The 25,151-nt window shown below is 73.3% G+C and carries 24 protein-coding genes; 9 read left to right on the top strand and 15 right to left on the bottom strand.

The window, feature by feature from the left end; translation table 11 throughout:
* Positions 1–190: 190 nt before the first annotated feature.
* The 4 genes from OG871_RS36130 to OG871_RS36115 form a co-directional block, all read right to left on the bottom strand.
* On the bottom strand, positions 191–715 hold the full coding sequence (locus OG871_RS36130; protein WP_371502614.1) for a hypothetical protein: 525 nt from the start codon (positions 713–715) through the stop codon (positions 191–193).
* A gap of 271 nt (positions 716–986) precedes the next feature.
* A complete protein-coding gene (locus tag OG871_RS36125; protein WP_371502612.1) occupies positions 987–3,104 on the bottom strand; it encodes a trehalose-6-phosphate synthase in 2,118 nt (705 codons plus the stop codon).
* Between the two features lie 44 nt (positions 3,105–3,148).
* Positions 3,149–4,105, bottom strand: a complete 957-nt coding sequence (locus OG871_RS36120) for a carbohydrate kinase family protein (protein WP_371502610.1) — start codon at positions 4,103–4,105, stop codon at positions 3,149–3,151.
* Between the two features lie 261 nt (positions 4,106–4,366).
* The gene (locus OG871_RS36115) at positions 4,367–5,407 is read right to left on the bottom strand and encodes a helix-turn-helix transcriptional regulator (RefSeq protein WP_371503510.1); all 1,041 of its coding nucleotides are present in this window, start codon (positions 5,405–5,407) and stop codon (positions 4,367–4,369) included.
* Positions 5,408–5,502: 95 nt separating this feature from the next.
* On the opposite strand from OG871_RS36115, the gene OG871_RS36110 reads away from it, so the two are divergent.
* The gene (locus OG871_RS36110) at positions 5,503–5,901 is read left to right on the top strand and encodes a VOC family protein (RefSeq protein WP_371502608.1); all 399 of its coding nucleotides are present in this window, start codon (positions 5,503–5,505) and stop codon (positions 5,899–5,901) included.
* Positions 5,902–5,983: 82 nt separating this feature from the next.
* On the opposite strand, the gene OG871_RS36105 is transcribed toward OG871_RS36110, so the two are convergent.
* From OG871_RS36105 to OG871_RS36085, 5 genes are all read right to left on the bottom strand, one after another.
* Positions 5,984–6,931 carry a carbohydrate ABC transporter permease gene (locus OG871_RS36105; protein WP_371502606.1) on the bottom strand — a complete coding sequence of 316 codons (948 nt, stop codon included), beginning with the start codon at positions 6,929–6,931 and terminating at the stop codon, positions 5,984–5,986.
* Positions 6,928–8,280, bottom strand: coding sequence for a carbohydrate ABC transporter permease (locus OG871_RS36100; RefSeq protein WP_371502605.1), 1,353 nt, complete (start codon positions 8,278–8,280; stop codon positions 6,928–6,930). Before OG871_RS36100 ends, OG871_RS36105 begins: the two co-directional genes overlap by 4 nt.
* A gap of 8 nt (positions 8,281–8,288) precedes the next feature.
* Positions 8,289–9,626 carry an ABC transporter substrate-binding protein gene (locus OG871_RS36095; protein WP_371502602.1) on the bottom strand — a complete coding sequence of 446 codons (1,338 nt, stop codon included), beginning with the start codon at positions 9,624–9,626 and terminating at the stop codon, positions 8,289–8,291.
* Between the two features lie 100 nt (positions 9,627–9,726).
* The gene (locus tag OG871_RS36090) at positions 9,727–11,439 is read right to left on the bottom strand and encodes a glycoside hydrolase family 13 protein (protein WP_371502601.1); all 1,713 of its coding nucleotides are present in this window, start codon (positions 11,437–11,439) and stop codon (positions 9,727–9,729) included.
* 303 nt (positions 11,440–11,742) lie between these two features.
* Positions 11,743–13,050: an ABC transporter substrate-binding protein gene (locus OG871_RS36085; protein WP_371502600.1), complete on the bottom strand. Its 1,308-nt coding sequence runs from the start codon at positions 13,048–13,050 to the stop codon at positions 11,743–11,745.
* A 137-nt stretch (positions 13,051–13,187) separates the two neighbouring features.
* Here OG871_RS36085 and OG871_RS36080 point away from each other — a divergent pair, with 137 nt between their 5' ends.
* The 3 genes from OG871_RS36080 (at position 13,188) to OG871_RS36070 (ending at position 16,942) form a co-directional block, all read left to right on the top strand.
* Positions 13,188–13,691, top strand: a complete 504-nt coding sequence (locus tag OG871_RS36080; protein WP_371502598.1) for a PadR family transcriptional regulator — start codon at positions 13,188–13,190, stop codon at positions 13,689–13,691.
* A gap of 47 nt (positions 13,692–13,738) precedes the next feature.
* A complete protein-coding gene (locus OG871_RS36075; protein WP_371503509.1) occupies positions 13,739–14,509 on the top strand; it encodes an ABC transporter ATP-binding protein in 771 nt (256 codons plus the stop codon).
* Positions 14,510–14,596: 87 nt separating this feature from the next.
* The gene (locus OG871_RS36070) at positions 14,597–16,942 is read left to right on the top strand and encodes an FtsX-like permease family protein (RefSeq protein ID WP_371502596.1); all 2,346 of its coding nucleotides are present in this window, start codon (positions 14,597–14,599) and stop codon (positions 16,940–16,942) included.
* Positions 16,943–17,014: 72 nt separating this feature from the next.
* Here the strand turns inward: OG871_RS36070 and OG871_RS36065 are convergent, their stop codons facing one another.
* Entirely contained in the window at positions 17,015–17,443 is a 429-nt protein-coding gene (locus OG871_RS36065; protein ID WP_371502594.1) for a nucleoside deaminase, read from the bottom strand.
* Positions 17,444–17,469: 26 nt separating this feature from the next.
* On the bottom strand, positions 17,470–18,318 hold the full coding sequence (locus tag OG871_RS36060) for an LLM class flavin-dependent oxidoreductase (protein ID WP_371502592.1): 849 nt from the start codon (positions 18,316–18,318) through the stop codon (positions 17,470–17,472).
* Positions 18,319–18,412: 94 nt separating this feature from the next.
* Between OG871_RS36060 and OG871_RS36055 the strand changes: the two genes are divergently transcribed.
* Positions 18,413–18,877, top strand: a complete 465-nt coding sequence (locus OG871_RS36055) for an Lrp/AsnC family transcriptional regulator (RefSeq protein ID WP_371502590.1) — start codon at positions 18,413–18,415, stop codon at positions 18,875–18,877.
* Here the strand turns inward: OG871_RS36055 and OG871_RS36050 are convergent.
* Positions 18,819–19,730: a helix-turn-helix domain-containing protein gene (locus tag OG871_RS36050; RefSeq protein ID WP_371502588.1), complete on the bottom strand. Its 912-nt coding sequence runs from the start codon at positions 19,728–19,730 to the stop codon at positions 18,819–18,821. The two genes, OG871_RS36055 and OG871_RS36050, sit on opposite strands and share 59 nt — an antisense overlap.
* 136 nt (positions 19,731–19,866) lie before the next feature.
* Here OG871_RS36050 and OG871_RS36045 point away from each other — a divergent pair, with 136 nt between their 5' ends.
* A complete protein-coding gene (locus OG871_RS36045) occupies positions 19,867–20,319 on the top strand; it encodes a nuclear transport factor 2 family protein (RefSeq protein WP_371502587.1) in 453 nt (150 codons plus the stop codon).
* On the opposite strand, the gene OG871_RS36040 is transcribed toward OG871_RS36045, so the two are convergent.
* Together OG871_RS36040 and OG871_RS36035 are read right to left on the bottom strand one after the other, a co-directional pair.
* Positions 20,262–20,687 (bottom strand): hypothetical protein, encoded by a 426-nt coding sequence (locus OG871_RS36040; RefSeq protein ID WP_371502585.1) that lies wholly within the window; start codon positions 20,685–20,687, stop codon positions 20,262–20,264. The two genes, OG871_RS36045 and OG871_RS36040, sit on opposite strands and share 58 nt — an antisense overlap.
* On the bottom strand, positions 20,684–20,935 hold the full coding sequence (locus OG871_RS36035) for a hypothetical protein (protein ID WP_371502583.1): 252 nt from the start codon (positions 20,933–20,935) through the stop codon (positions 20,684–20,686). The genes OG871_RS36040 and OG871_RS36035 overlap by 4 nt, the downstream gene beginning before the upstream one ends.
* Positions 20,936–21,252: 317 nt before the next feature.
* On the opposite strand from OG871_RS36035, the gene OG871_RS36030 reads away from it, so the two are divergent.
* Positions 21,253–22,020, top strand: coding sequence for a hypothetical protein (locus OG871_RS36030; RefSeq protein WP_371502582.1), 768 nt, complete (start codon positions 21,253–21,255; stop codon positions 22,018–22,020).
* Between the two features lie 135 nt (positions 22,021–22,155).
* On the opposite strand, the gene OG871_RS36025 is transcribed toward OG871_RS36030, so the two are convergent.
* Positions 22,156–22,812 (bottom strand): TetR/AcrR family transcriptional regulator, encoded by a 657-nt coding sequence (locus OG871_RS36025; RefSeq protein WP_371502581.1) that lies wholly within the window; start codon positions 22,810–22,812, stop codon positions 22,156–22,158.
* Positions 22,813–23,409: 597 nt separating this feature from the next.
* On the opposite strand from OG871_RS36025, the gene OG871_RS36020 reads away from it, so the two are divergent.
* Positions 23,410–23,985 (top strand): hypothetical protein, encoded by a 576-nt coding sequence (locus tag OG871_RS36020; protein ID WP_371502579.1) that lies wholly within the window; start codon positions 23,410–23,412, stop codon positions 23,983–23,985.
* A 168-nt stretch (positions 23,986–24,153) separates the two neighbouring features.
* A complete protein-coding gene (locus OG871_RS36015; protein WP_371502578.1) occupies positions 24,154–24,987 on the top strand; it encodes a ZIP family metal transporter in 834 nt (277 codons plus the stop codon).
* The last annotated feature ends 164 nt before the right edge of the window (positions 24,988–25,151 follow it).

Genomic DNA, 25,151 nt, shown 5'->3' with positions numbered 1-25,151 from the left:
GACCACGAGCAGCGCGTAGGTGGTCGTCGGCGCCGGGCCGGGCGGGGCCCCACGCCCCCTGCCCATAGCCCGGCCGTGCGGGTCGTCGGGGCGTCCGTCAGCAGGTGGCGCACTGGCCGGGCACCTCTCGGCTTCTGCGGCACCGCGGCTCGAAGCGCCCTGTCGTCGCGGTTGCCCGGTCGGCCCCTCTTCAGTGTCCGAGGGCCGCCTTCGCCGCCACGATGACCAGCCCGAGGACGAGGTTGACCAGCCCCTCGACGCCCGCCAGGGCACGGGACGCGCCGGCGTGCACAGCCCCGAAGTAGGCCCAGGCGACCTGCTGTGCCACGGCGACCGCGAGCGCCAGCCATGCCGCCCCGCTCAGCCCCAGGCCCAGGAGGGGGCTCAGGGCCACGGCTGCCGCGGGCAGGACGGCCGCCTCGACGATGGGCCACTCGTGCCGCCCGACCTGTCGCGCCTCGGCCCAGCCGGGGGTCCGGCCGACCTGCCGTTCGCCGGCGAGGTGGGCGTAGACGTGCGCGGCCCAGAAGACCACGCCAGTCACGAGGAGCAGCACCACGAGCTGGAGTCGGGGGTGGTCGCCGACCGCGCTGGCCGCGGCGATGACGGAGGCGGCGAGGAGGGACCCGTAGAGGGCGCCCGCGTAGTCCGTCCGCGACGCCGGGCGGCGATCGGTCGGGTCGGGTCTGCGCGGCCACGGCAGGAGGCGGTTCACCCGGCCCAACCTATAGAAGCAGCCCGGCTTTGCCCCTGCCACACGCGGAGACCTCGGCCGTCGTCGTTGGCGGCTCACCGTGCCAGGGAACGGGCGGGCGAGGAGCCGCTGCCGTCCACCGGTCTGTTCCACCTGATGCCGACCGCTCGGTCAACAGCCGACGGGGTGCCGATCGCCGCCAGGGCGACGAGCCTTGGGGGCCCGGAACCCCCCGCAGGTAGGCGACGGCGACCGCCGCCTACCCGGCCGTTTCGTTGAACCCGCGAGATCGTCAGTGCCGCGTCGACCAGGTCCGTGCCGACTCCTGGATTGCGTGGATGATCTGTTTCGCCCAGTCGACCGGGCGTTCGTGGCCGAGGAGGCGGGACAGCCGGTCCAGGCGGGCCCGGCGCTCCGCGGGTGTGAGGGCGAGGGCTCGGGCCAGGACGGAGCTGAGGTCTTCGGGCGAGCGGGGGTCGGTGAGCAGCGCCGCGTTGCCGAGCGCGGCGGCGGCTCCGGTGTGTCGGGAGAGCACGAGGGTGCCGGGGTGGCCGGTGTGGGGGGTGGTGACGGCGGCTTGTGCGGCGATGAACTCCTTGGCCGTCAGGTTCATCCCGTCCTGGAGCGAGGTCACCCAGAAGACGTCGGCAGCCAGGTACTCGTCCACGACCTCGGTGGCGGAGAGGGTGCGCGGGATGTAGTCCACCGGTTGCCAGTCCCGGTTCTGCCAGCGGCCGTTGACTTCGGTGATCCGTTGTTCGAGGAGTCGGCGGGTGGTGTCGTAGGCGGTGATGCCGCGTTCGGGCGGTGGGCAGACGAGCCGGAAGGTCAGCTGTCGGTGCAGGTCCGGACGGCGTCGGAGCAGCCGGTCGATCGCGTCGACCTTGTGGACCGGGGCCTTGGCGTAGTCCAGGCGCTCCACCGACAGGACCAGTCGGCCCGGGGCCGGTCGGCGGAAGGGGACGCGGACGCGGGCCAGTGCTTCGATGGCGGGCCGGTCGATTCCGAGCGGGTGGACGCCGAGACGGGGGTGCCCGGTTCGGTCGGCGAGGGTCCGGCGGAAGTGCTCGGCGAAGGTGTCGGTGTGGAATCCGGCCCAGTCCAGGCAGGCCAGGGAGGCCCGTAGTTCGGCGGAGGCCGCCAGGGTGGCGAAGATCTCCGGGGGTGGGAACGGGGTGTGGTGGAACAGTCCGATGCGCAGGTCGGGCCGGGCGGCGCGGAGCAGGCCGGGCACCAGCCACAGGTTGTAGTCGTGCAGCCAGACGGTGGCGCCGGGTGCGGCCCGTGCGGCGATGTGGTCCGCGAACCGGGTGTTCACGGTGCGGTAGTGCGTCCAGCTCTCCTGGTCGGCGACCGACCGGTGCGGTTCGGACATCAGGACCGGCCAGAGGGTCTGCTTGCACGCCCGGTGGAAGTAGCCCTGCCATTCCGAGGTGTTGAGCGGGAGCCGGGACAGCGGCGGTCCGGGGCGGTGCGTGCCGGTGGGCCGGCGTTCGCCGTCGGAGACATCGGCGCCGCCGGCGACATCGGCAGCCACCCAGACTCCGGACAGGCCGTCCGCGAAGGCGCTGTTCAGGGTGGGCAGGATGCCGTTGGGGCTGGCGGGTGGCTGCCAGCCCTGGTCCGTCCAGTGCACGGGCGGGCGATGGTAGCCGACCACCAGCGCGTGGCGGCGCCTCGGCCGGCCGGCGCCTGGCGGCACCCACTCCAGTGCCTGAAGCGCCGCCAGGATGCCGGCCGCGCCCGGGCGGGGCGGGCGGTGGACCAGTGGGTCGCCGGACACCGCTGCCCGCAGTGCGGGCTCCGCGTTGGCGACGACTACGCCGTGCGCGCCGGTCCGAAAGAGCGACAGGTCGTTCAGCGAGTCTCCGGCCACCAGGATCGAGTCCGGCGCCCAGTCCAGCTTCGCGGCCAGGGCCCCCAGCGCGCTCCCCTTGGACGCCCCCGGCGGCAGGACGTCGAAGAACCGGTCCGCCGAGTAGACCCAGGCGCAGCCGAGGGCTTGGACGGTGTCGGTGATCTCGGGGGTGAGGTCGTCCGGGGCCAGGTGGTACGAGCAGCGCCCGTGCTGTGCCACATCGTGCTGGTAGGTCAGCGCCGGGAACCGGCGTAACGCCTCGCGGACCCGGTCGGGGCCCGGCCAGCCGGCGCGCAGTTGGGCCTGCAGTGGCTCGACCGGTGAGAAGTCCGTGCCGTCGATCACGCTGGCTCCGACGTCCGCGATGATCCAGCGCGGGTGCGGCAGGAGCGGATCCCGCAGGAGGGTTCGGACCGAGGGCAGTCCGCGCCCGGTGGCGAAGACCACCGCCACCTCGGGGTGACGGGCCAGTGCGGCCTTCAACCGCAGCCGGTCCTCCGCGCCGCCTCCCAGCAGTGTGCCGTCCAGATCTGTGACCAGAATTCTCAGCATCGCGGGACGCTAACACGATCACGGAACGGAGTGAAGCGGTCATCTCACTCTTCGCAACCGCCGTTGTCCGGCGACGAGTCGGGCACCTGGTCCAGCCAGTGCGGGAGCCCGGCGGCATGGAGCGCGCCGCTGGAGCCCGGGGCGGTCGTGGCCGCGGCTCCGCAGGCCACCGCGGCGGCGAGGCAGTCCGGCAGGCTCCTACCGCGGAGCAGGCCGTGGACGAGGCCTGCGTTGAAGCAGTCGCCCGCCCCCGTGCTGTCCACGACGTCCACCGGGACGGCCGGCACCTCGTGCCTTGCGCCGTCGCGGACGGCCGTGGCCCCGTCGCCGCCGCGTTTGACCACGACGGTCGGTACGAGCCCGCTCAGCGTGGCGAGGGCGTCGTCCAGGTCGGCGGTGCCGGTCAGCCGCAGCGCCTCGGCCAGGTTGGGCGCGAAGACGTCGACCAGGGCGAGGGCCTGCCGGACCGCCGGGTCGTCGAGGGTGGCCGGGACGTCCTGGCAGTCCATCACCACCAGAACGCCGAGCCGGCGGGCGACCCGCAGATCCTCCATGACCCCTTCGTCCCAACGCAGTTGCGGGAGCATCAGGACCCGTGGCCGGTGCTCACGCAGCAAGGGGCCGAGCGGCCGGGCGTCGATCCGGTCCTGGTAGCTGACCATCGCCCGCTCCCCGGACCGGGCCAACGATACCGTGAGGCTGCGGACCGGACGCGGGTGGTGGCGGAAGGCCGCCCCGCTCAGCCCCTCGCTCCTCGCGGCGGACAGCACCTGGGCACTGAACGGGTCCGTGCCGAAGTCGGCGCTCCACAGCACGTCGTGCCCCAGGCGGTGGACGGCCATCGCGAGGGTGTAGGCGCCGCCGGGCACCAACGCGAAGCCCTCGGCGAACACCTCGCCCCCCTGACGCACCGGCGCCGGCAGTCCGTGGAACACGAGATCCGCGAAGTACGCGCCGTCGACGAGCACCTCACGCCGCGGGACCGAACCGTTGGACGACATCCCGCGAGCATACGACCCCCGACGGCCCGTCACCCTTGTGGGACACCATGGCGATCGCCTCCACCACGGGGCTCAGGACGGCGTCGAGGACCGTGGTCCGGTGTCCGCCGTCCTCGGTGCGGACGCCACCGCCCCGCCTGCTGAGCCTGCGTTCGGCCGCAGCCCCCCACCCACCGAACCTCCGGCCGCCCGAGGCCCCTCGCCGCCGGGAGCGGCCGCGAGGTGCCGGCCCCCGTGCGGGTTCGCGGGCCGGCCCGCGGTTCAGGACACCGGCCGCCCCGGGGGGCCGCCTCGGCCCGCGGACGCCACCAGGCGCTCGGCGAGGCCGAGGACCAGTTCGCTCAGCTCCTCCGGCTGCTCGATCACGAACGGCCGGTCGAGCGCGGCGAGCACCGCGGGAAGCCAGTCCAGCCGGTCGACACGAAGCTCGACTCGGGACCAGCCGCCGGCCCCGCCGCCCGTGTCGGTGTCGGTATCGGTATCGGTATCGGTATCGGTATCGGTTGCAAGCTCCGCCACGGTCGCGACCGTGGCGGGAAGCCGGGTGCGGATCAGATCGGCAGTCGCCTGTATCCGTAGCACCACGCGGTGCCGGTACGCGGCCGTGGCGAATCCGGCCACCACGCGCTGCGCCGGATCGGGGCCGGACGGCGGCTCGAAGGTCCCGGGCCGACTCCTCGCGTCCGCGATGCGGTCCAGCCGGAAGGTGCGGTCCTCGCCGGCCGCCGGGTCCAGCCCCGTCAGGTACCACCTGCCGGAATGGACGACCAGCCCGTACGGATGGACCGTCCTGACACTGCGCCGGCCGTCGGTGGCCGTGTAGCCGATCTCGACCGGTGTGCGGTGGCGAACGGCATCGGCGACGGTGAGCAGGACGGTGCCGTTCACGTCGGGCTCGTCCGGTCCCGACGTGAACGCGAGCGATCCGAGGACGGCGTCCAGTCTGCCCGCCAGGCGTCGGGGCAGGACGCGGCGGACCTTGGCCAGGGCGGTCTCCGCTGCCGTGCCCGCCGTCGCGGGCAGCCCGGCGTGCCGGCCGGTGACGAGCCCCAGCACCACGGCCACGGCCTCGTCGTCGCTGAGCATGAGCGGGGGCATCCGGTACCCCGGCGCGAGCCGGTAGCCGCCGTACCGACCGCGCAACGACACCACCGGAACGTCCAGCTCGACCAGGTGCCCGATGTAGCGCCGGACCGTGCGCTCGTCGACCTCGAGCCGGCCCGCCAGTTCGGCGAGGGTGCGGACCCCGCCCGTCTGAAGGATTTCCAGAAGGGCCAGAACGCGGGAGGTCGGTTTCGACATGCCTTCCATTCTCCCGTGGATACCGGGCGGAACCTGTCCGGTATCCGTCCTAGCGTGGATCCCGACCCGAAGCACCGACATCAGGGAGTCACAGCATGGACCTCGTCTCGACCCGCATCATCACCGAGGACGTCGCGCGCCTCGTCGGGTTCTACGAACGCGTCACCGGCACGCCCGCCGCCTGGAGCAACGAGGACTTCGCCGAACTCGCCGTCGGGCCGGCCACCCTGGCGATCGCGAGCACCCGGACCGTCCCGCTGTTCGCGCCAGGTGCCGCGGAGGCCCGCGCCAACCGCAGCGCGATCGTGGAGTTCCTGGTGGCCGACGTCGACGCGCTGCACGCCGCCCTCGACGGACATGTCGAAGGACTCGTCAACGCGCCGACCACGATGCCGTGGGGCAACCGCTCACTGCTCCTGCGTGACCCGGACGGCACCCTGGTGAACCTCTTCACCCCGGTCACTCCCACCGCCAGGGCGAAGTTCGGGCGCTGAGCCGTACTCCCCGCAGGCCCGCCGCGAGGCGCCCGGTCGGCGATCTGCCACGACAGCCCGTCGACCGACCGGCCCCGCAGCGTCACTTCACCGAACCGGCCATCGCGCCCTGGACGAAGTAGCGCTGGAAGGAGAAGAAGACGATCACCGGGACCAGCAGCGACAGGAAGGCGCCGGGTGCGAGCACGTCCAGATTGCTGCCGAACTGCCTCATCTGGGACTGCAGCAGCACGGTGAGCGGCTGGTTGTCCGTCCCCGCGAAGATCAGCGCCACCAGCATGTCGTTCCAGACCCACAGGAACTGGAAGATGCACAGGGACGCCACCGCGGGAGCGGCCAGCGGCAGTGCCAGCGAGCGGAAGATCCGCCACTCTCCGCAGCCGTCCACCCTGGACGCTTCCAGGATCTCGTGCGGGATCTCCAGGAAGTGACCGCGCATCAGGAAGACGGCGAAGGGCAGCCCGTACCCGACGTGGAAGAGCACCACCCCGGGGAGGGTCCCGAACAGGCCGACCGCGCCCATCAGTTTGGCCACCGGGATCAACCCGATCTGCACCGGGACCACCAGCAGCCCGACGACCGCCAGGAAGAGGGCGTCGCGGCCCGGGAAGTCCAGCCAGGCGAAGGCGTACCCGGCCAGGGCGGCGAGGGCGACCGTGAGCAGGGTGGCCGGGACGGCGATCAGGACGGTGTTCCACAGGGCGCGCAGTACGTCGCCGCCGTGCAGCAGGGCGGTGTAGTTGGCCAGGGTGAGGCTGCTCGGCGAGGTGAGCGCGGTCCACCAACCGCTCGTGCTGCTCTGCTGGTTGGAGCGGAGCGAGGAGACGAGCAGGCCGACGGTCGGGGTGAGCCACACCAGGGCCACGACCACCAGGACGGCCTGCACGATCCCGCTGCGGGTGTGGGCGACCAGCCGGGCGGCCAGCCGGGCCGACCGGGCGGGGCGTTGTGCGGCGGGGGCGGGGCCCGGGCCGGCCACCGGGTGCCGGGCGGGGGCCCGGGTCGGTACGGATGTTTCGGCCTCGGTCATGTGCCGCTCCTGCGGAATCGTCGGATGTTGAGCACCATGGCCGGCACCACCAGGAGCAGCAGCAGCACGCCGAGCGCGCTGCCGAGGCCCTGGTTGTTGCCGCCCCCGAAGGACACCAGCCAGAGTTGGAGCGCCAGCACGTTGGCGTCCTGCTGCACCGGGCCGGGCGCGATGATGTAGACGAGGTCGAAGATCTTCATCACGTTGATCACCATGGTGACGAAGACCACGCCGAGGACGGGCGCCAGCAGCGGGACGGTGATCCGGCGGAAGATCTGCCACTCGCCGGCGCCGTCCATCCGGGCGGCCTCCAGCGTCTCGCGTGGGAGGTTGGCCAGGCCCGCGCCGATGATCACCATCGCGAACCCGGCCCAGATCCACAGGTAGGCACCGATGATCGCCGGGGTCACCAGGGCGGGGCCGAGCCAGTCGACGCCGTTGTAGGGCTTGGCGAAGTTGGCCGCGGGCAGGACCACCGTCGCCCCGGCGGGCGGCGGACCGGCGAAGTGGAAGGAGCCGTCCGGACCCGTCGTGGTGGTGGCCGTCTTCTTGCCCGCACCGAGGAGCCGCACCTCCACGCCGGGCATGCCCTTCTTGCCGGAGCCCGGCCGGCCGGGCTCGCCGCCGCCGCCGGGCACGAAGTCGAGGAAGACGACTCCGTCGAGCCCGTCCGACGAACCCGACGAGCCCGACGCTGCGGACTGCGGCGCCGGTACGGCCGCGGGCCGGGCGTCGGCGGGCAGGGCGGTCGGGGCGATCCCGACCATGGGGAGGAGCAGGCCGTGCCCGTCGGCCGGTTCGTCGGCGGGCAGGCGCAGCGAGCCGTCGGGCTGGGCGGTCAGCGGGGTGTTGGCGCGCGGCCGGGCGCCGGGGTAGGAGGCCTGGTGGTCGAAGGTGTCGTGGACGGTGACCGCGACGGCGTTGAGCACGCCTCGGTGCGGGTCCGCGTCGTAGACCAGGCGGAAGATGATGCCGGCGGCCAGGAAGGAGATGGCCATCGGCATGAAGACGAGCAGTTTGAAGGCCGTGGCCCAGCGGATCTTCTCGGTGAGCACCGCGAAGATCAGGCCGACCACGGTGACCAGGGCGGGCGCGACGACGACCCAGAGGGCGTTGTTGCGCAGTGCGGTGAGGGTGGCCCTGTCGGTGACGGCGGAGGTGTAGTTGGCGGCGCCCACGAAGTGGTCGCCGGAGGAGTCATAGAGGCTGCGGACGACGGAGTACCCGATGGGGTACACCACGAGGGCGCCCAGCAGCAGCAGGGCGGGGAGGATGAAGGCCAGGGCCAGCGCCCGGCGCCGCCGCTGGGCGGCGCCGGGAACGATCGGCCGGCGGGAGGTCGTCGGCATGGTGACGATCAGCCCTTGTACGCCTTGGCCGCTTCGGCCTCCAGCTTCGCCGCGGCGCCCTGGGCGTCGCCGGGGTTGGCCAGGAAGTCCTGGAGGGCCTTCCACTCGCCGCTTCCGGCGGTGCCGCCGAAGGCTGCGGGGGTCTGGTCGGACATGTCGAAGCGGAAGCCGTCCCCGGCGTCGATCAGGGACTTGGCGAGCCGCCGGGTGGTGTCGTCCGGGTAGAGGGCGGGGTCGAGCGCCTTGTTGGGCGAGAGGAATCCGCCGGCCTTGGCCCAGACTGCGGCGGCCTCGGGACTGGCCAGGAACTCCACCAGCTTCTGGGCCGCGGCCTGGTTCTTGCCGGCCTTGAGCACCACGGCCGCGTCGCCGCCGCCCATCACCGGGGCCTTCCCGCCGTCGACCGCGGGGAACGGGAAGAACGCCGCGTCGGTGCCGATGGTCCTCTTGAGGTCGCCGGAGATGACGCCGGCGACGAAGTCACCCTCGTACGTCATGGCTGCCGTGGGCTTCGGGCCGAAGACCTGGGCGACCGAGGCCGGGAAGTCGCTCTGCAGGGCGCCGCGCCCGCCGCCGGGGATCATCGTGGGGTCCCCGAAGAGGGTGCCGAGGGTGTTCAGGGCCTTGACCACGGACGGGTCGGTCCACGGAATCTGATGCTTGGTCAGCTTGTCGTACATCTCGGGGCCGGCCTGCGAGAGGTAGACGTTCTCGAACCAGTCGGTGAGCGGCCAGCCGGCCTGTCCGGCGACGGCGAACGGCGCCGTCCCCGAGTCCGCGACCGCCTTGCCCGCCTTGAGCAGCTCCGCGAAGGTCGCGGGCGGCTGGACGCCGGCGTTCTGCAGCGCCTGCGGGCTGTACCAGATGGTGGACTTGTCGGCGGCCTTGAAGTAGAGGCCGTACTGCGTCCCGTCGACGCTGCCGAGGCTGGACCAGACGGGCGCGAAGTTCGCCCTGGCGGCGGCGGTGACGCCCGGCGCCAGCGGGCTCAGCCAGCCCTGCTGCGCGAACTGCTGGATGACGCCCGGCTGCGGGCACATCACCACGTCCATCGCGTCGCCGCCGGCGATCTTGCTGCCGACCAGGGTGGAGAGGTTGTCGCCGGTGGAGATGAAGGTGGTGGTGGCGCCGGTCTTGGCGCTGAAGGCGTCCAGCACCTTCTTGAACGCCTCCTGCTCGGTGCCGGTCCACACGGCGGCGACCGAGACGCTCTGGCCCTTGAGTTCCCGGCCCGCGGCCTCGCCGCTGCCGGGGGTCGTGCCGGTGCTGCCGCCCGAGCAGGCGGTGGCGGCGGCGGCCACGAGCGCGGCGGCGGCCAGGGAGGTGGTGGTGCGCTGGAGTTTCATCGTCGGGTCTTCTCTCTCGGGTGGGAGTGGGCGGGCGGCGGGTGGTCCGCCCGGCGGGTCCCCGGGCGACTGGTGGGGGCCGGGGACGGTGGCGGGACGGTCAGGGGCGGTGGATCCACCAGGCGGCGGTGGCGGCCGGCAGGACGCCGGGCGGGCACGGGCCGCTGGCGAGCAGGGGGGCCGCGGCGACGGGCGCGGGTGCCGGCCCGTCGCCGAAGTTGACGGCGCAGACGAAGCCCTCGCCGCGCGCGAAGGCGAGGACGCCGGGCGGGGACTCCAGCCAGCGCACCGCCGCTTCGCCGAACTGGGGAAGCGAGCGGCGCAGTTGGAGTGCGTCGCGGTAGAGGTGCCAGAACGAGCCGGTGTCGGCGAGCACCCGCTCGGCGGTGTGGGCCGCGAAGTGTTCGGGCTGCGGCAGCCAGGGCTGCGCGGTGGCGCCCTCCGGGCTGAAGCCGAACGGCGGCCGGCCTCCGGACCAGGGCAGCGGGATCCGGCAGCCGTCGCGGATGCCGACGCGGCTGCGGGTGCGGTGGAAGATCGGGTCCGTGATGAGCTCGTCGGGCAGGTCGGTGACCTCCGGGAGGCCCAGCTCCTCGCCCTGGTAGAGGTAGGCGGCGCCGGGCAGGGCGAGCATCAGCAGGGCGGCCGCGGCGGCCCTGGCGGGACCGAGGACCGGATCGCCGCCGGCGAAGCGGGTGACGGTGCGGACCTGGTCGTGGTTGTTGAGCACCCAGGTGACGGTGGAGCCGGTGGCCGCGATGTCCTCCAGCGCGCCGGCGATCACCGTACGGAAGTGGTCGAGGTCCCACGGGGCGTGCAGGAGGTGGAAGAAGAAGGCCTGGTGCAGCTCGTCCGGGCGGACGTACTTGGCCTGCTCGGCGGGGGTGGGCACGGAGGCCTCGCCGACCAGCAGCCGGTCCCGGCCGTCCTTCGCGGTGTACTCCTCGCAGACGGCGCGCCAGGCCCGCCAGACCGCGTGCACCTCGGGCTGGTTCCAGGCCAGCGGGTTGACGGAGTCCCGGGTGCGCTCGTCGGCGTCCGGATCCGGGGAGTCGGGCAGCTCCGGGTGCTTGAAGAGGCCGGCGGCCACGTCGATCCGGAAGCCGTCCACGCCGCGGTCCAGCCAGAACCGCAGAACACGGTCGAACTCCTCGGCGACCGCCGGGTGGCGCCAGTTCAGGTCCGGCTGCTCGGGTGTGAACAGGTGCAGGTACCACTGCCCCTGCCGCCCGTCGGACTCGGTGACCCGGGACCAGGCCGGGCCGCCGAACATCGCGCGCCAGTTGTTGGGCGGCAGCGAGCCGCCCGGCCCCCGCCCGTCGGCGAAGTGGAAGCGGGCCCGTTCGGGGCTGCCCGGCCCGGCCGCCAGCGCCGCCCGGAACCACGGGTGCTGGGAGGAACAGTGGTTGGGCACGGTGTCCACCACCAGCTTGAGGCCCAGCAGCCGGCACTCCTGGACCAGCGCGTCGAACTCGGCGAGGTCGCCGTAGACCGGGTCCACCGCGCAGTGGTCGGCGATGTCGTAGCCGTGGTCGTGCTGCGGGGAGACGTAGAACGGGTTGAGCCAGACGCCGTCGACGCCCAGGCGCCTGAGGTAGCCGAGCCGCTCGCGCACCCCGGCCAGGTCGCCGATGCCGTCGCCGTCGCTGTCCTGGAAGCTGCGGACGTAGACCTGGTAGATCACGGCGTTCCGCCACCAGGCCTGCCCCGCGCCGGGGACGGCGGCCGGGAGGGCCGCCGGGGCGGTCACCGGGGCGGGGACGGACACCTCGGGTGGACCGGCCGGTCCGGCAGGGAGCGTGGGCGTGATCATCTTTCACCATCTCTCAGGCAGCGCGAGACACCGGGCCATCTCTGGGAGGCGACCCTCATACATGCGTGTTATGTATACCGTTAGGCATGCGCGCCCGGGAAGTGGTGTAGAGGCCTGAATTTACGCAGGATTTTCCGGCGCGACTCACTCGCACTCTAGATACACGTTAGGTATACGGCGGTGCGACCCCGAACGAGCCTCACGGCCTCCCGGCTCGGACACGGGAGGTACGGGGACGGGGCGCAGGCGCCCGACGAGGCGGACGGTGCGCCCGGCCGACCGGTGCAGCGGACGGTGTCGGGCCTAGCGGACGACGTCCCGCAGGTCGCCGGCCAGCGCCGCGAGACCGTCCGCGGCCGTCCGCCGGCCCAGCAGCACCTCGTACGACGTCGCGCTCAGCGCGAGGCTGAGCTGCTGGTAGTGCGGGATCCCCGGACGGGAGCCCGCCGCGAGGACGGCGTCGCGCAGCACCGGCAGGTAGGGAAAGCGCTCCAGCAGCTCCGGGTCCTCGTACAGGTCGGCCCAGACCGGCGGCAGTCCGCCGCGGGTGAGGACCTGGCGCTGCACGTCCCGCCCGGACAGGTACGCGATCAGGGCCCGGGCCGTCCGCTGCCGCCGGGAGAAGCGGCTCACCGCGAGCGCCGACCCGCCCAGCACGCCGCTGCCCCGCCCGTGCGGACCCGGCAGCGGGACGACCCCGAACCGGCCGGCCACCGCCGAGCCGGGCGACGCCGCCTGCGGATACACGTACGGCCAGTTGCGCAGGAACAGCAGGCGCCCGCTCTGGAAGGCCTCCCGGGACTCCTCCTCCTGGTAGCGCAGCGCCTCCGGCGGGATCCAGCCCGCGCGCAGCCCGTCGGCCAGGAACTCCAGCCCGGTCCGCGCCTGCGGACTGTCCACCACCGGCATGCCGTCGGTGCCCAGCACGTCGCCGCCGGCCGAGCGCACCGCCTCCAGCACGTTCACCGTCAGCCCCTCGTACGGCGAGAGTTGGCCCGCGTACCCGGCCAGCCCGTGCGCCGGCGCCACCGTGGCCGACAGCCGGGCCAGCTCCGCCCAGGTGGAGGGCGGATGCTCGCCGACGGCGTCCAGGACGTCGCTGCGGTAGTACAGCATCGCGGCGTTGGTCACGTACGGCACCGCGTACAGCCGGCCGGCGAAGCGCGCGGAGGACAGCACGGGCGGCAGGAAGCTGCGCAGCGGGAACTGCGCCTCCTCCAGTGGGGCGATCCAGCCGCGGGCGGCGAACTCCGCCGTCCACACCACGTCGAGGTTGAGCACGTCGAAGCGGCCGTTCCCGCCGCCGAGCTGGGCGTGCACCTCGTCGGCCGCCGCCGGGAGCTCGACCAGCTCGGCCGGTTCCGCGGGGTGCGCGGCGTTCCATCCGTCCAGCACGCCCCGCAGGTAGCCGGCCGTGTCCTTGCCGGTGGCCAGGGTGACCGGACCGGTGCCGTCGGGATCGCCGGGCGTCGCGGCGTCGCCGGCGAGCACACGCCGGCCGAGCACACCGCCGGCGGCCAGCACCGCACCACCCGCCAACAGCTGCCCGAACCGCCGCCGGTCCCACGGGTGTCGATCGCGGCGGGCGTCCCCGGCCGGCTGATTCCCCATCGGACCTCCCGAACTCCGGCCGGCGCGCGAGCGCCGGGAATGTGTCAACCTATACCGTCCGACCTCGGCTTCGTTCCCGCCACCCCCTACTGTGTGATCGAGGTGTGACCTACCGAGCGAGAGGAGGTGGCGTCCCGGTGCGCCATCAGCTGCTGGCCCTGCTGGCCAGACAGCCCGCCTACGGCTACGAGCTCAAGCAGGGGCTTGAGCAGACCTTCGGAGCGGCGTACCCTCAGCCGAACATCGGGCAGATCTACGTCACCCTGAGCCGGCTGGAGAAGAGCGGCCTGATCGACGGCCGCGAGGTCGCGCAGGACGGCAGACCGGACAAGAAGGTCTACCGGATCACGGAGAAGGGCACCGAGGAGCTCGCGGCGTGGTTCGAGGCGCCGACCGACGGTCCGCGGGTACGGGACGAGTTCTTCATGAAGCTCGTCCTCGCGCCCGGCACCGACCTCGCCGACCAGCTGGCGCTGATCAACAACCAGCGCCGGCACTGCCTGAACATGATTCGGGGGCTGAACCGCCTGGCCACCGAGGAGCGTGGCAACCGGGTCTCCCAACTGCTCATCGAGGGGGCCGTCCTGCACCTGCAGGCGGATCTCGACTGGCTGGAACGCTGTCAGGAGGAGTTGACGTGACTGCCGCGGAACCGGCCGAGGCGGCCCACCCGGCCGAGGCGCCCAGGGTGGCCGAGCCCGCGCCGCCGCCCGTACCGGACGACGCGGCACCGCCGTTGCTCGCCGCGGACGACCTGGTCAAGTCGCACCGCAGCGGTTCGGCGACCGTCCCCGCGGTGCGCGGTGTCAGCCTGCGGGTGCACGCCGGCGAGTTCGTGGCCGTCACCGGCCCTTCCGGCGCCGGCAAGTCGACCCTGCTCCAGCTGCTCGCCGGACTGCTCCGGCCCGACCGGGGAACGCTCCGGCTGGCGGGCCGCAGCGTGGACCGGCTCGGCGAGGCCGACTGGGCTGTGCTCAGGCGCCGCCACTACGGCATCGTCTTCCAGAGCGGGAACCTGCTGTCCAACCTCAGCGTCGCCGACAACGTCGAACTGCCCGCCCTGCTGACCGGGACCCCCACCCGCGTCGCGCGGGCCCGCCGCCGCGACCTGCTGGACGAGCTCGGCCTGTCGGACAAGGCCCGCAGCGGCCCCGGCGCGCTCTCCGGCGGCGAGCGCCAGAAGGTGGCGCTGGCCCGGGCCCTGGTCAACGACCCGGACCTGCTCCTCGCGGACGAGCCGACCGGAAACCTGGACAGCCGCAGCGCCCGCGAGGTGCTCGCGCTGCTGACCCGCTACCACGCGCTCGGCCGCACCATCGTGCTGGTCACCCACGACGCCCGGGTGGCCGGCAGCGCGGACCGCGTGGTCAACCTCTTCGACGGCCGGATATCGGACGACGCCCGGCTGGACGAGCCCTCGGGCAGCCGGGTCCGCCGCGTCCTCGGACTGGGAGGCTGAGGCGTTGCGCGCCGTCCTGCGCTGGATCCGTGCCGACCTGAGGTCCCACCGGCTGCCGTCCCTGCTGGTGGTGGGACCTCAGGTACGGTGGCCGCCCTGCTGCTCGCCGGCACGCTGCTGGACAACGCCACCGACCCCTGGCTGCGGGCGTTCCGGCAGGCCGACGCGCCACAGGTCAGGGTCGACACCGGCCCGCCGCCCACGCCCGGGCCGGCCGCGGACGACCCGGCCGGGAACCCGCCGGCCCGCGACGATCCGGGCCTGGACGATCCGGCTCTCACCGCGCTGGCCAGGCTGCCGGGTGTCCTCGCGGTCACCGCCCAGCAGCGCACCACCGACGCGACCCTGGTCGGGCTCGACCGGGCGGCGCCCGCCGGGTCCGCGGCAGCCGCCGTCGACCAGGGCACGGTCCACCGGATCCCCCTGACCGTACGGGCGGACGGCCCCGGCGCACCGCGGCCGCTCCTCACCGCGGGCCGCTGGCTGGACGCCGGCACCGCCGACGGGCTGGTGCTGGAACGCTCCGCCGCCGAAGCGGCCTGGGCCCGCCCGGGCGACCGGCTGGCCGTGCTCGGCGCCCACGGGCAGCTGGTCGGCCTGGAAGTACTCGGCATCGCCGACAGCCCGGACCAGATCGCGTACCCCGAGGCCGGGTTCGGCCTCGGCTGGGTGCGGCCCGCCACCCTCGACCTGATCCAGCCCGACCGCACCGCCCAGGGCCGGACCGTCGGCCTCCGGCTGGCCGACCCCGCCACCGCCGACTACGCGGCCCAGCGCGCGGTCACCGCCGTCGGCGCCGGGCGGGTCACCCGCCTGGCTACCTGGTCACAGGCGCGCGCCTCGCGCCAGCAGGACGACCGTCTCACCGGCCTGCTGCTCGGCCTGTGCGGCCTGGCCGCCCTGCTCGCCGCGGCCCTCGCGGTCGCCGGCGCGGCGGGCGGCCGGATCCGGGCCCGGACCGGCGACATCGCCCTGCTCAAGGCGCTCGGATTCACCCGCGGTCAGGTCGTGCGGATGTTCACCGCACAGCACCTGCTGCTCGCCGGGACGGGGGCGCTCATCGGCTGGGCCGGCGCGATCCTCGCCGTCCACCTGTCGCGCACCCTCGGCACCGCCCCGGGGACCCCGCACCGGCTCCTGCCCGTCGCGCCGTCCGTGACCGGCGCCGTCGCCGTCGCCACGCTGGCGGCGATCGGGCTGGCGGCGGCGCTGCCCGCCCACCGCGCCTCCCGGGTGACCCCGGTGCCGCCCGCGGACGGCACCGTGCCCGGCGACCCGGCCCCCCGACCGGCCCGGCTCGGGGCCCTGCGCCGGCTGCCACCGGCCCTGGTCCTCGGTCTCAGCAGCGCCGTCCGCGACCGCGGTCCGAGCGCCGTGACCGTCCTGCGGCTCGCCGTACCGGTCGCGGTCTGCACCCTGGCCATGAGCACCTGGGCCACCCTCGACGCCGTCGCCCAGCACTCCGGCGGTGTGACGCCCGCGGCACTCACCGTGCGCCCCGCGACGGCGGACGACGCCCGGCACCACGAGGAGTTGCGCCGGCTGCTCGCCGCCGACCCCGCGACCGCCGGGGTCTACCCCGGCGCCGAACTGCAGACCCTGGCGCCGGGCCAGGCCGCCACCCTCACGCTGCGGGCGCTGGGCACCACGGCGGCTCCCTATCCCTTCCACGTGGTCGAGGGCCGCGCCGTCCGCGGGCCCGGCGAGGCGGTGGCCGGGCAGGGCGCCCTGGACCTGCTGGACGTCAGGATCGGCCAATGGGTGCGGGTGACCACCGGGGACACCCCGCGCATCCTGCACGTCGTCGGCCGCGTCCTGGAGCCCGACCAGGGCGGCCGCGTCATCTCCACCTCGCTCGACACCCTCGACCGGCCCGGCGACCCGGGCGGGCCGGCGTTCTACAGCGTGGTGCTGCGGCCGGGCGCCGACCCCGCCACCGTCCAGCGCGAACTCCCCGCCCGCACCGGCCTCGGCTCCCGGCTCGACGTCCGACCCGCCCCCGACCCGGCCGCGCAGCTCACCGCCCTGCGCGGCGCCGTGATCGGCCTGGTCGCCCTGCTGGGCCTGATCGTGCTGGCCGAGGTGCTGACCGCCGCGGCCACCGGCCTGCGCGAGCACCACCACGACCTGGCTCTGCTGCGGGCGATCGGGCTGACCCCACGCCAGGCCGGCGCCATGATGGCCACCCGCGGCACCGCGCTCGCCCTCGCCGCCACCGCCCTCGGCACCGCCGTCGGGCTGCCGCTGTCGCGCTGGCTGATCGACCGGCAGGGCCGCGCGGGCGGCGTCGGCGCGGGCATCGCCCACGGCGCCTCACCGAGCGCGATCATCGCCGTCGCCGTGGTGACCGCCGCCACCGCGGCCGCCGTCGCCACGCTGCCCGCGCTGCGCGCCGCCCGGCTCCCCAACGGCGGCATCCTGCGGGAGGGCTGAGCGGGGCGCGGCGCCGAGGCGGCTCCGCGCCCGGTCCTGGAGCCCTTCCAGCGCGGCCGGCACCGGAGGCGGTCAGCGGTAGTACGGCTCGACCACGGCCCGCACCTCGTCGAGCAGCGCGGGACCTTCCTGCGGAACGGGCGGCCGGCCGCTGCCCGGTCTGATGTCCAGGAGCTGTTCGTCGGACAGGGCGAACACCACCCGCCGTAGCCCGGCCCACTGGATGACCGCCTCGCACATCCCGCACGGCCGGCAGCTGGTGTACATCGTGGTCCCCGCGGCCGTGGCCGCGTCCAGCTCCCTCGCGGCCCACCTCGCCAGCTTGAGTTCCGGGTGCGCGGTGATGTCGTCGTCGGTGAGGGTCGTGTTGCGCTCTTCGGCCAGCACCGTCCCGTCCGGTCCCGTCAGCAGCGACCCGAACGGCGGGTTGCCGCTCGCGCCTGCCTCGGCCGCGAGCGCGATGGCCCGACGGAGGAGGGTGTGGTCGTCAGGTGTGGTCATGACTGCTCCGTTCAGGTGCGGGCGGGTCAGGTGCGGGCGGGGTGGAAGTGCGCGGCCACCGTGGCGAGGGCCTGCCAACCGGCCTGCGGGTGGCAGGTCTCGCGGGGGTCGCCCTGGTAGTGGTCGAGGACGACGCTCTCGGCGCCCAGCAGCCGCAGTTGGTCGAGGTCATCCATGATCTGGTCGATCGTGCCCTCCCCGGCGAGCCGTTGCGGTCCGCCGACCGGCGCCGCGGTGGGTTTGAGAGCGATCCGGGGGGCCAGCGCCGGCACGGGGAGGTGCTGCTCCCGGGCGGAGGCCTTCAGCTTGACCGCGGCTTCGCGCAGCCAGGGCATGGTGCAGCGCAGCGGATGCCACGCGTCCCCGAGCCGCACGGCCCGGCGCAGCCCCGCGTCGCTGTTGCCGCCGACCCATACCGGGATCCGCCGGGTGCCGTAGTCCGCGGTGTCCGACCAGGCCGCGCGAACGGCCCGCAGGTGGTCGTCCGTCAGCCGTCCGCGCTGTTCGAACGGGATCCCGAGGGCGGCGAACTCCTGCCGCGCCCAGCCCACCCCTACGCCGAGGACCAGCCGGCCGCCGCTCAGCCGGTCCAGGTTGGCCGCCATCCGTGCGGTGAGCAGCGGGTGCCGGTAGGGGGCGATGAGGACCGTCGTGCCGAGCCGGACCCGGGTGGTGATGCCGGCCAGCCAGGACAGGGTGGTGAAGGGCTCGTAGAAGGGCGCCGGATACCGTTCGGCGACGTCGGGTGTGATGGCGATGTGGTCCGAGACCATCAGCAGGTCGAAGCCCAGGCCCTCCACGGTCTGGGCCCAGCTCCGCAGGACCCCCGGGTCGGTGCCGGGGCCGAAATTGGGGACGTTGACTCCGATCTTCACAGCGCTCAGCCTAGCCAGGCGAGACCGGCCGCCAGAAGGGATTCCCGCCCGTTCTGGCGCGGTTCCCCCGTGGATTCCCCGGTAATCTGGCTGGATGACCGGGAATCTTGACGCGACGGACTGGGCGATCCTGGACGAGCTTCAGCGGGACGGCCGGATCGCGTACACCGAGCTGGCGCGGCGGGTGAACCTGAGCGCGTCGGCGACGACGGAGCGGGTGCGGCGGCTGGAGGCCGCCGGGGTGATCACGGGGTACCGGGCGGAGGTGGATCTCGAACGCACCGGGTATGTGGCGCTGGCCGTCGTCCGGCTGAAGTACCCGGGAATCCGGCACGAACCGCTGCGCCGGCTGCTCGCGGAGCGCCCGGAGATCCTGGAGTGCCTGCGCACCACCGGGGACGACTGCTACGTCCTGAAGGTGGCGGCCACCTCGATGGCCCATCTTGAGGAGATCGTCGACGCGCTGGCCCGTTTCGGGAGCACGACCACCAACCTCGTCTTCAGCCGGACGCTGCCGTTCCGCGGCCCGCGCGAGCCCCGGGCGGACGCCGGGAGGTAGCCGTGTCCGTGGGTGCGACGGCCTGGATGCCGATGGTTGCGAGGAGGGCGAACTGTGCCGGGGTGGTGGTACCCGGCGGCGCCGAGCAGAGGGCGATGCGCAGGTCGTTGCCCGGGACGGTGAGGGTGTCGCAGTCCACCGTGACGGCGCCGAGGGCCGGGTGGTGGATGGTCTTGCTGTCGGTGGTGTGGAAGCCCACGGTGTGGGAGCGCCAGAGCTCGTCGAAGCGGCCGTTCTCGCGTCGCAGGTCGGCGACCAGTGATCGCAGCGGCCCGTCCTGCGGGTACCGGGCCCTGGACGAGCGGAGGTCGGAGACGAGCGCCGTCTCGAACCGGTCCCGCTGCTCGGGCGTGTGCGTGACGCGGCCGGCCAGCTGGGTGAAGTGCCGCCAGGCGACGTTGCGTTCTCTTCCGCGCCAGGGGGACGGGTCGCCGACCAGAGCGGCCCACAGGGGGTTCCAGGAGATGAGGTTCCAGGCCGCGTCGTGGACGCTGAGCGGGGTGTCCCGCAGCTGGTCGAGCAGCCGCTGGACGCTCGGCGGAACGTGCTGCGAGACCCGGCCCGCGGCAGGAGGGGCCTGCCCACCGAGAAGGAACAGGTGATCCCGCTCCGGTTCCGACAGCCGCAGCGCGCGGGAGAGCGCGGCCAGGACCTGGGGAGAGGGTGAGGTGGCGCGGCCCCGCTCCAGGCGGATGACGTAGTCGACGGAGAGGCCGGCGAGCTGGGCCAGTTCCTCGCGGCGCAGTCCCGGTGCCCGCCTGACGCCACCGACGGGCAGTCCCGCGTCCTGGGGGCTGGTCCGGTCGCGCCATTGGCGCAGAGCTTGGCCGAGTGCCGTGCCGTCCTGAGTCACCGTCTCATTGTCCCCTCCACGGCGAGGCACAGCCTGGTACTGCCAGACCCCCCGCCGACCGGGGCTCTCCCTCGATCCGCGCCGGTCACGCAGGGTGGAATCCACGGCTCCGGCCGCCGAACCCATGGAGAGTCACATGACCACGCACCACGACACCGCCCTGAACACCGCGAAGGCCTTCTTCGCCGCCTTCGAGGGCCGCGACCCCGGGAGCATGCGAGCCGTCCTCGCGCCCCACGCCAACATCACCATCCCGCTCTCCATCGAAGGCACGCCCGCCCCCTGGTACGTCTTCGACGGCCAGGAGCACGTACTGGGCTACGTCGAGTCCGTCGCCGCCAAGTTCGACCACGTCGCCTTCCTCGACAAGGTCTACACGGTGAGTGCGGACGCCAAGTCGGTCTTCCTGCAGGCCAACGGCGACATCCTGGCCACCGCGGAGAAGCTGGTCTACCGCAACGTGTACATCTTCCGAGTCGAGGTCGAGGACGGCAAGGTCGTCAAGGTCTGGGAGTACGCCAACCCCGTGGCCTACGCCAACCTCGGCATCCAGAACTCGGACGCCGAAGCAGCCGCCCAGGCGCGCTGACGACGGTGCCGTGCCCGGAGCCTGAAGCTCCGGGCACGGCGACCGCGGCTCGCTCGTGGTCGTCGGCCAATCGCCGGCTCGCGTCGGTGCCGCGGCGCGGAAGGGTCCAGGAGCGCTTCCAGCAGGCAGACCGGCGGCCCCGCCCGCCGCCGCCCCCTGGGCGGACCAAGATTGCCCTGCTGGAAGCCGTAGGTGCCGGTGTCCCAGGTGGCGTTCCCGTTGGTGTCGTAGAAGACCACGTTGCCGTCGTCCTGGATTCGGACCGTGCCGCCCGGGGCGGGGCTGAGCTTGCCGAGGGTGCACACGACGTTGTTGGAGGCGTCCAGCAGTTTGGCGTAGCCGGACCGCGACCCGTCCACGTGGGTCACGCCCTGCCGCCGGTCCCGCTGGCCCACAGCAGGTCCCCCACGGTGTCGTTGACGGTGTACAGCATCAGGTTTCCGTCACCGCGCAGCGCCAACCGGACGGTGGAGGAAGCTCCGATGTCACCGGCGTACGAGTCGGGCTGCGCAAGGGTGAAGGTGGCGGCCGTGGTACCGGGGTCCAGGGCCATCGCCTCCGCACCGGACAGGCCGACCGCTGCGAGAGCCGCGGCGCACACCACGGCGGCCCGCACCCCTGTCCTCCGCAGACGCGAACCCGATAACTGACTTGCCGTCATGAGATTTCCTCCCCTTGATGTGGCGCGGGACTCAGCCGAGCACAGTGCCCTCGACCCGGGCCGTGCACTGATCGTTTCGTGCGCTACTCATAGTTGACTCATATGTTGGTCACACACGACGCGGGGAATCTTGGCCCCATGGACGTCCGGCCGTTCGAAGCGGCCGATGGCCTTCTGGTCGGGCGACGAGCCCAGGGCCGCCGTTTGTTCCGCGGCGGGCGTGGTCTGTACGCTCCGCGAGGTCTGGGACGGCTGAACCGAGGGGGACGGACATGAGCCTGAGGAACCGGATCGCCGCGAGCGCTGCGGCGGCGGTGGCCGCCTTCGGGCTCGGCACCGGCTGCACGGCCGGCAACGACGTACCGGGCGGCGAGGCCCGGCCGGCCACCGCGTCGGCGCCCGCCTCGCCCCGAGAGGTCCAGCTGCTCTCCGGCGGAGCACTGGCGCACGCCCTGCTGACCGATCAGGAGGCCCGGACCGTCGGGTACGGAACCAACGGCGACCGGCGGATCGAGCAGGAGCCCGGCCAGTTCCGGGAGCCCGTCGTTCCCGAGAGCTGCCGGCCGCTCCAGGGCACTTCCCCGCATCCGGCACAGGTCTCGGCGTCGATGAACATCCACAAGCTGGGATCGGTCCTCGTGATCCGCTCCATCGGGATCGGCCGCCGTTCCGCGGGCGAGGCCGAGGCGCACCTGGCCTCCCTGCGCAAGGCCCTGGACGACTGCCCGACCATGTCGGTGGACTACGCGGACGGCGCACCGGTGGAGGAACGGAAGACGACCAGACTTCCCGACGTGACCGCAGGCGACGAGTCGCTCTCGTACCTCCAGACCTGGACGAACACCGTCGGCGGGCGCGGCGTGGACCATGCCGTGGCCGTGACCGTGGTGCGCTGCGAGAACATCACGGTGACCGTGATGTCGATCGGGGACATGCCGAGCTCGCTGACCCCGCCGGAGAAGGCCGCGCAGCTTCCCGTCAACGATGAGGCCCTCGTCAGGCTCCAGAGCGACAAGGTCCGCGCGCTTCTCGACGCCTGAACGGACGCTCGGCGGCGGGCGCGGGCCCGGCTCAGCCGGCCGACGCCGCTCGGTGAGCTCCGGGGGCGAGCCGTGACCAGGACACCGCCGACGATCGGGGCCGGCCCCCGCGGCCACCCCGATCGCGCTGGGGGTTCACGCGTTCACCGGTCCGAGATGCGCGTCCAGCACCGCGGCGACGACCGGGTCGAGCCCGTCGCGGTCAGGTGTACCGCCGGCCGGCGGGGCGTCGAGGGCGAGCTGCAGACTGCCCCACGCCCACAGCTGGGCGACACCGTGCAGGTTCGCCCAGAGGGCTGCGGCCGTCACGGCCGGCGGCGGGCCGGTGTCGCTCGGCGCGAACGGGCGACGGGCGACGGCCTGTTCCGCCCGATAGTCGGCGACGAGCCCGACCGTGAGCTCGAACAGAGGGAGCGTCGACTCCCGCAGTCGCGGCTGGTCCGATCCGTGCTTCTCACTGTCGAGCAGATCGTGACGGAACATCAGCTCGAACATCCCGCGGTGCGCGAGCGCGTAGCCGACGTACGCCCGCCCGAGCGCGTGCAGTTGGCCGCGCGGCGAGGTCGTTCCGCCGGTCGCAGCCGCGAACAGGGTCTCGAGCCCCGCGAAACCACGGCGGGCGATCGCGGAGAGCAGGGCGTGATGGGTGGGGAAGTACCGACGCGGAGCCCCGTGCGACACCCCCGCCCGGCGGGCGATCTCCCGCAGCCCGAGCGACGCCGAACCCTCGGTCATCACAAGGTCCACCCCGACGTCGATCAACCGCTCCCGGAGGGAGCTCTCACTCTCCATGGTGACTGTCTATCAGCTCTCGGTAGACAGTGTCTACTGAGGCTTCAGGACCACTCGGCGAGGCGCGGGGCGGAAACCCGGCGGCCATTGATCAAGGCTCCTGGGCCCCGACCGGCATGAACCCGGACCCCGTCGACCAGGCTCGCCGTCTTGCCCACGACCGTTTCCCCGATGCGCTCGCCGTGATCCTTGCCGGGTCGACGGCTGCGGCGTGCCCGCACCCTGGCCGAATCGGACCTCCGCGAGGGTCCGCCAGCGCTGGGGCCGCGGACGGTCGAAACGAAGAGGTACGGACTGACGGACGCTCTCGACGACCTCGCCGATGCGGGCGACCAGACCGAGCGCCTGGCGGTGGCGGGTTCGTTCTCTGCTCAAGGTCGGATGGACGGCCGGAGACTAGGACAAGGAAGGCCCACCTCACAACATTTCATAACGTCAGATTTCAGGCGGGCGTCGATGCGGACACGCTTCGGGCCGCAGGGGCCGACTCGCGGCATCCCGAATTGACCGGGGCTCGGCGATATAGGTAAGCCTTACCTGACTTTTTCGTGAGCCGTCTTGGAGGCGTCCGTGCCCGTTCCGCCCTCGGAGCCGTCAGTGTCCGTTCTCCCCGCATCCGGGAGGCCCGCCGGCGAGCCCGCCCGGCCGCTGGGCCTGCACGACGCGTGGTGGACGGTCGCCGCCGCGGCCGTGATGGCCTGCGCAGGCCTCACGATGTGCGCGTGGATCTCCGCGCACGTCGAGGTGGACCCCGCCCTGCACACGGCAGCCCTCTTCGTCCACCTGGCCTCGCTCACCCTCGGCTTCGGCGCGGTCCTGGGCGCCGACTACCACGGGCTGCTCTGGATGACGAGGCGGTGCACCCTGCACGAGACGCTCGCCACCACCTCCCGCCTGCACGTCCCGATCTGGGCCGGGCTCGGCGGACTCGTCGCCAGCGGCGTGATGCTCGAGCCCGACCTGGCCTCGTCGATCACCCGCATCAAACTGGCCCTGGTCCTCGTCCTCACCGTCAACGGCCTCCAGGCCGGACTCCTGAACAGACGCATGGCGCAGCACGGCCCCACCCCGCTGACCACGCGCCTGCTGGTCTGGGGCGCCACCACCGCCCTCGTCTCCCAGGTCTGCTGGTGGGGCGCCGTCGTGATCGGCTTCCGCAACAGCCAGCACTGACGGACCGGCGGAGTCGCCCTGCGGGAGGTCCGCCCACCGCCTTCGGGTGCGCCGACCGCCCGGCCGCACCGGGGTGCGCAGGAGGTCGAGCGGGGTCAGGCTTGTTAGGTAAGCCTAATCAACAGGGGCCGAGCCTGCCCTCCTCGTCGCGCTTCCACGGAGCCCGCCATGTCCGGTCCGCAGATCGCCCTGCTGGGTGCCATCGCCGGTCTCACCATCTACCTCGGGCTTCCGATCGGCCGGATGCGAAACCCCGCTCCGCGCCTGAGGGCAGCGCTCAATGCGGTCGCCATCGGCGTCCTGCTCTTCCTGCTCTGGGATGTTCTCACCGCCGCGTGGGAACCGACCGACTCGGCGCTGGGCGACCACCACTGGATCACCGCCGTCAGTGGCGGCCTGGTGCTCACCGCCGGGCTGGCCCTCGGGCTTCTCGGCCTGGTGTACTACGACCGGTGGATCGCCCGGCGCCGGCACCCGCCGGTTCTGCCGTCCGACGGGCCGGGAGCGTCGGCCGTCCCGGAGGAACTGGCCTCGCGGTCCCGTTCCCGAGCCGCGAGCCTGGCCCTGATGATCGCCACCGGTATCGGCCTGCACAACTTCGCCGAGGGCTTGGCCATCGGCAACTCCGCCGCGGCGGGCGAGATCTCCCTCGCCCTCCTGCTGGTCATCGGCTTCGGCCTGCACAACGCGACCGAGGGCTTCGGGATCGTCGCCCCGCTTGCCGCCGAGGGCGAGCGCCCGTCCTGGGGATTCCTCGCGTTGCTCGGTCTCATCGGCGGCGGCCCGACCTTCGTCGGCACTCTCGTGGGCCAGCAGGTGGTGAACGAATTCCTCAGCGTCGCGTTCCTGGGGCTCGCCGCCGGCTCCATCCTCTACGTGATCATCGAGCTCCTCGCCGTCGCCCGCCGCGCGGCCATGAAGGAGCTGACCACGTGGATGATCCTGCTGGGGCTCCTGCTCGGCTTCGCCACGGACGCCGTGATCATCGCCGCCGGTGTGTGAAGCCTCCGCAGGTGGAGCAGCCGGCGTTCAGGACAGCCGGTGTCGAGCGACAGCCTGCGGGCAGGGCCTCGGGTGCGCACGCCCCCGCTGGTCCCCTGGCCTCGGCTCAGTACTCCGGCTGCGCGGTGTCGTCGCGCAGCCTGCGGGCAGCGCCTGGCGCCCGA

The sequence above is a fragment of the Kitasatospora sp. NBC_00374 genome (assembly GCF_041434935.1).
Classification (GTDB): domain Bacteria; phylum Actinomycetota; class Actinomycetes; order Streptomycetales; family Streptomycetaceae; genus Kitasatospora.
The sequence above is the reverse complement of the archived record's forward strand: the minus strand, read 5'-3'. Positions and strand labels throughout refer to the sequence as shown.

Excerpts from the sequence above, each read along its gene's own strand:
- OG871_RS36110 (WP_371502608.1), top strand. The coding sequence starts at position 5,503 with ATGGACCTCGTCTCGACCCGCATCATCACCGAGGACGTCGCGCGCCTC.
- OG871_RS36025 (WP_371502581.1), bottom strand. The coding sequence starts at position 22,812 with ATGGAGAGTGAGAGCTCCCTCCGGGAGCGGTTGATCGACGTCGGGGTG.
- OG871_RS36105 (WP_371502606.1), bottom strand. The coding sequence starts at position 6,931 with ATGACCGAGGCCGAAACATCCGTACCGACCCGGGCCCCCGCCCGGCAC.
- OG871_RS36125 (WP_371502612.1), bottom strand. The coding sequence starts at position 3,104 with ATGCTGAGAATTCTGGTCACAGATCTGGACGGCACACTGCTGGGAGGC.
- OG871_RS36065 (WP_371502594.1), bottom strand. The coding sequence starts at position 17,443 with ATGACCACACCTGACGACCACACCCTCCTCCGTCGGGCCATCGCGCTC.
- OG871_RS36055 (WP_371502590.1), top strand. The coding sequence starts at position 18,413 with ATGACCGGGAATCTTGACGCGACGGACTGGGCGATCCTGGACGAGCTT.
- OG871_RS36095 (WP_371502602.1), bottom strand. The coding sequence starts at position 9,626 with ATGAAACTCCAGCGCACCACCACCTCCCTGGCCGCCGCCGCGCTCGTG.
- OG871_RS36015 (WP_371502578.1), top strand. The coding sequence starts at position 24,154 with ATGTCCGGTCCGCAGATCGCCCTGCTGGGTGCCATCGCCGGTCTCACC.
- OG871_RS36120 (WP_371502610.1), bottom strand. The coding sequence starts at position 4,105 with ATGTCGTCCAACGGTTCGGTCCCGCGGCGTGAGGTGCTCGTCGACGGC.
- OG871_RS36045 (WP_371502587.1), top strand. The coding sequence starts at position 19,867 with ATGACCACGCACCACGACACCGCCCTGAACACCGCGAAGGCCTTCTTC.
- OG871_RS36100 (WP_371502605.1), bottom strand. The coding sequence starts at position 8,280 with ATGCCGACGACCTCCCGCCGGCCGATCGTTCCCGGCGCCGCCCAGCGG.
- OG871_RS36090 (WP_371502601.1), bottom strand. The coding sequence starts at position 11,439 with ATGATCACGCCCACGCTCCCTGCCGGACCGGCCGGTCCACCCGAGGTG.
- OG871_RS36085 (WP_371502600.1), bottom strand. The coding sequence starts at position 13,050 with ATGGGGAATCAGCCGGCCGGGGACGCCCGCCGCGATCGACACCCGTGG.
- OG871_RS36030 (WP_371502582.1), top strand. The coding sequence starts at position 21,253 with ATGAGCCTGAGGAACCGGATCGCCGCGAGCGCTGCGGCGGCGGTGGCC.
- OG871_RS36115 (WP_371503510.1), bottom strand. The coding sequence starts at position 5,407 with ATGTCGAAACCGACCTCCCGCGTTCTGGCCCTTCTGGAAATCCTTCAG.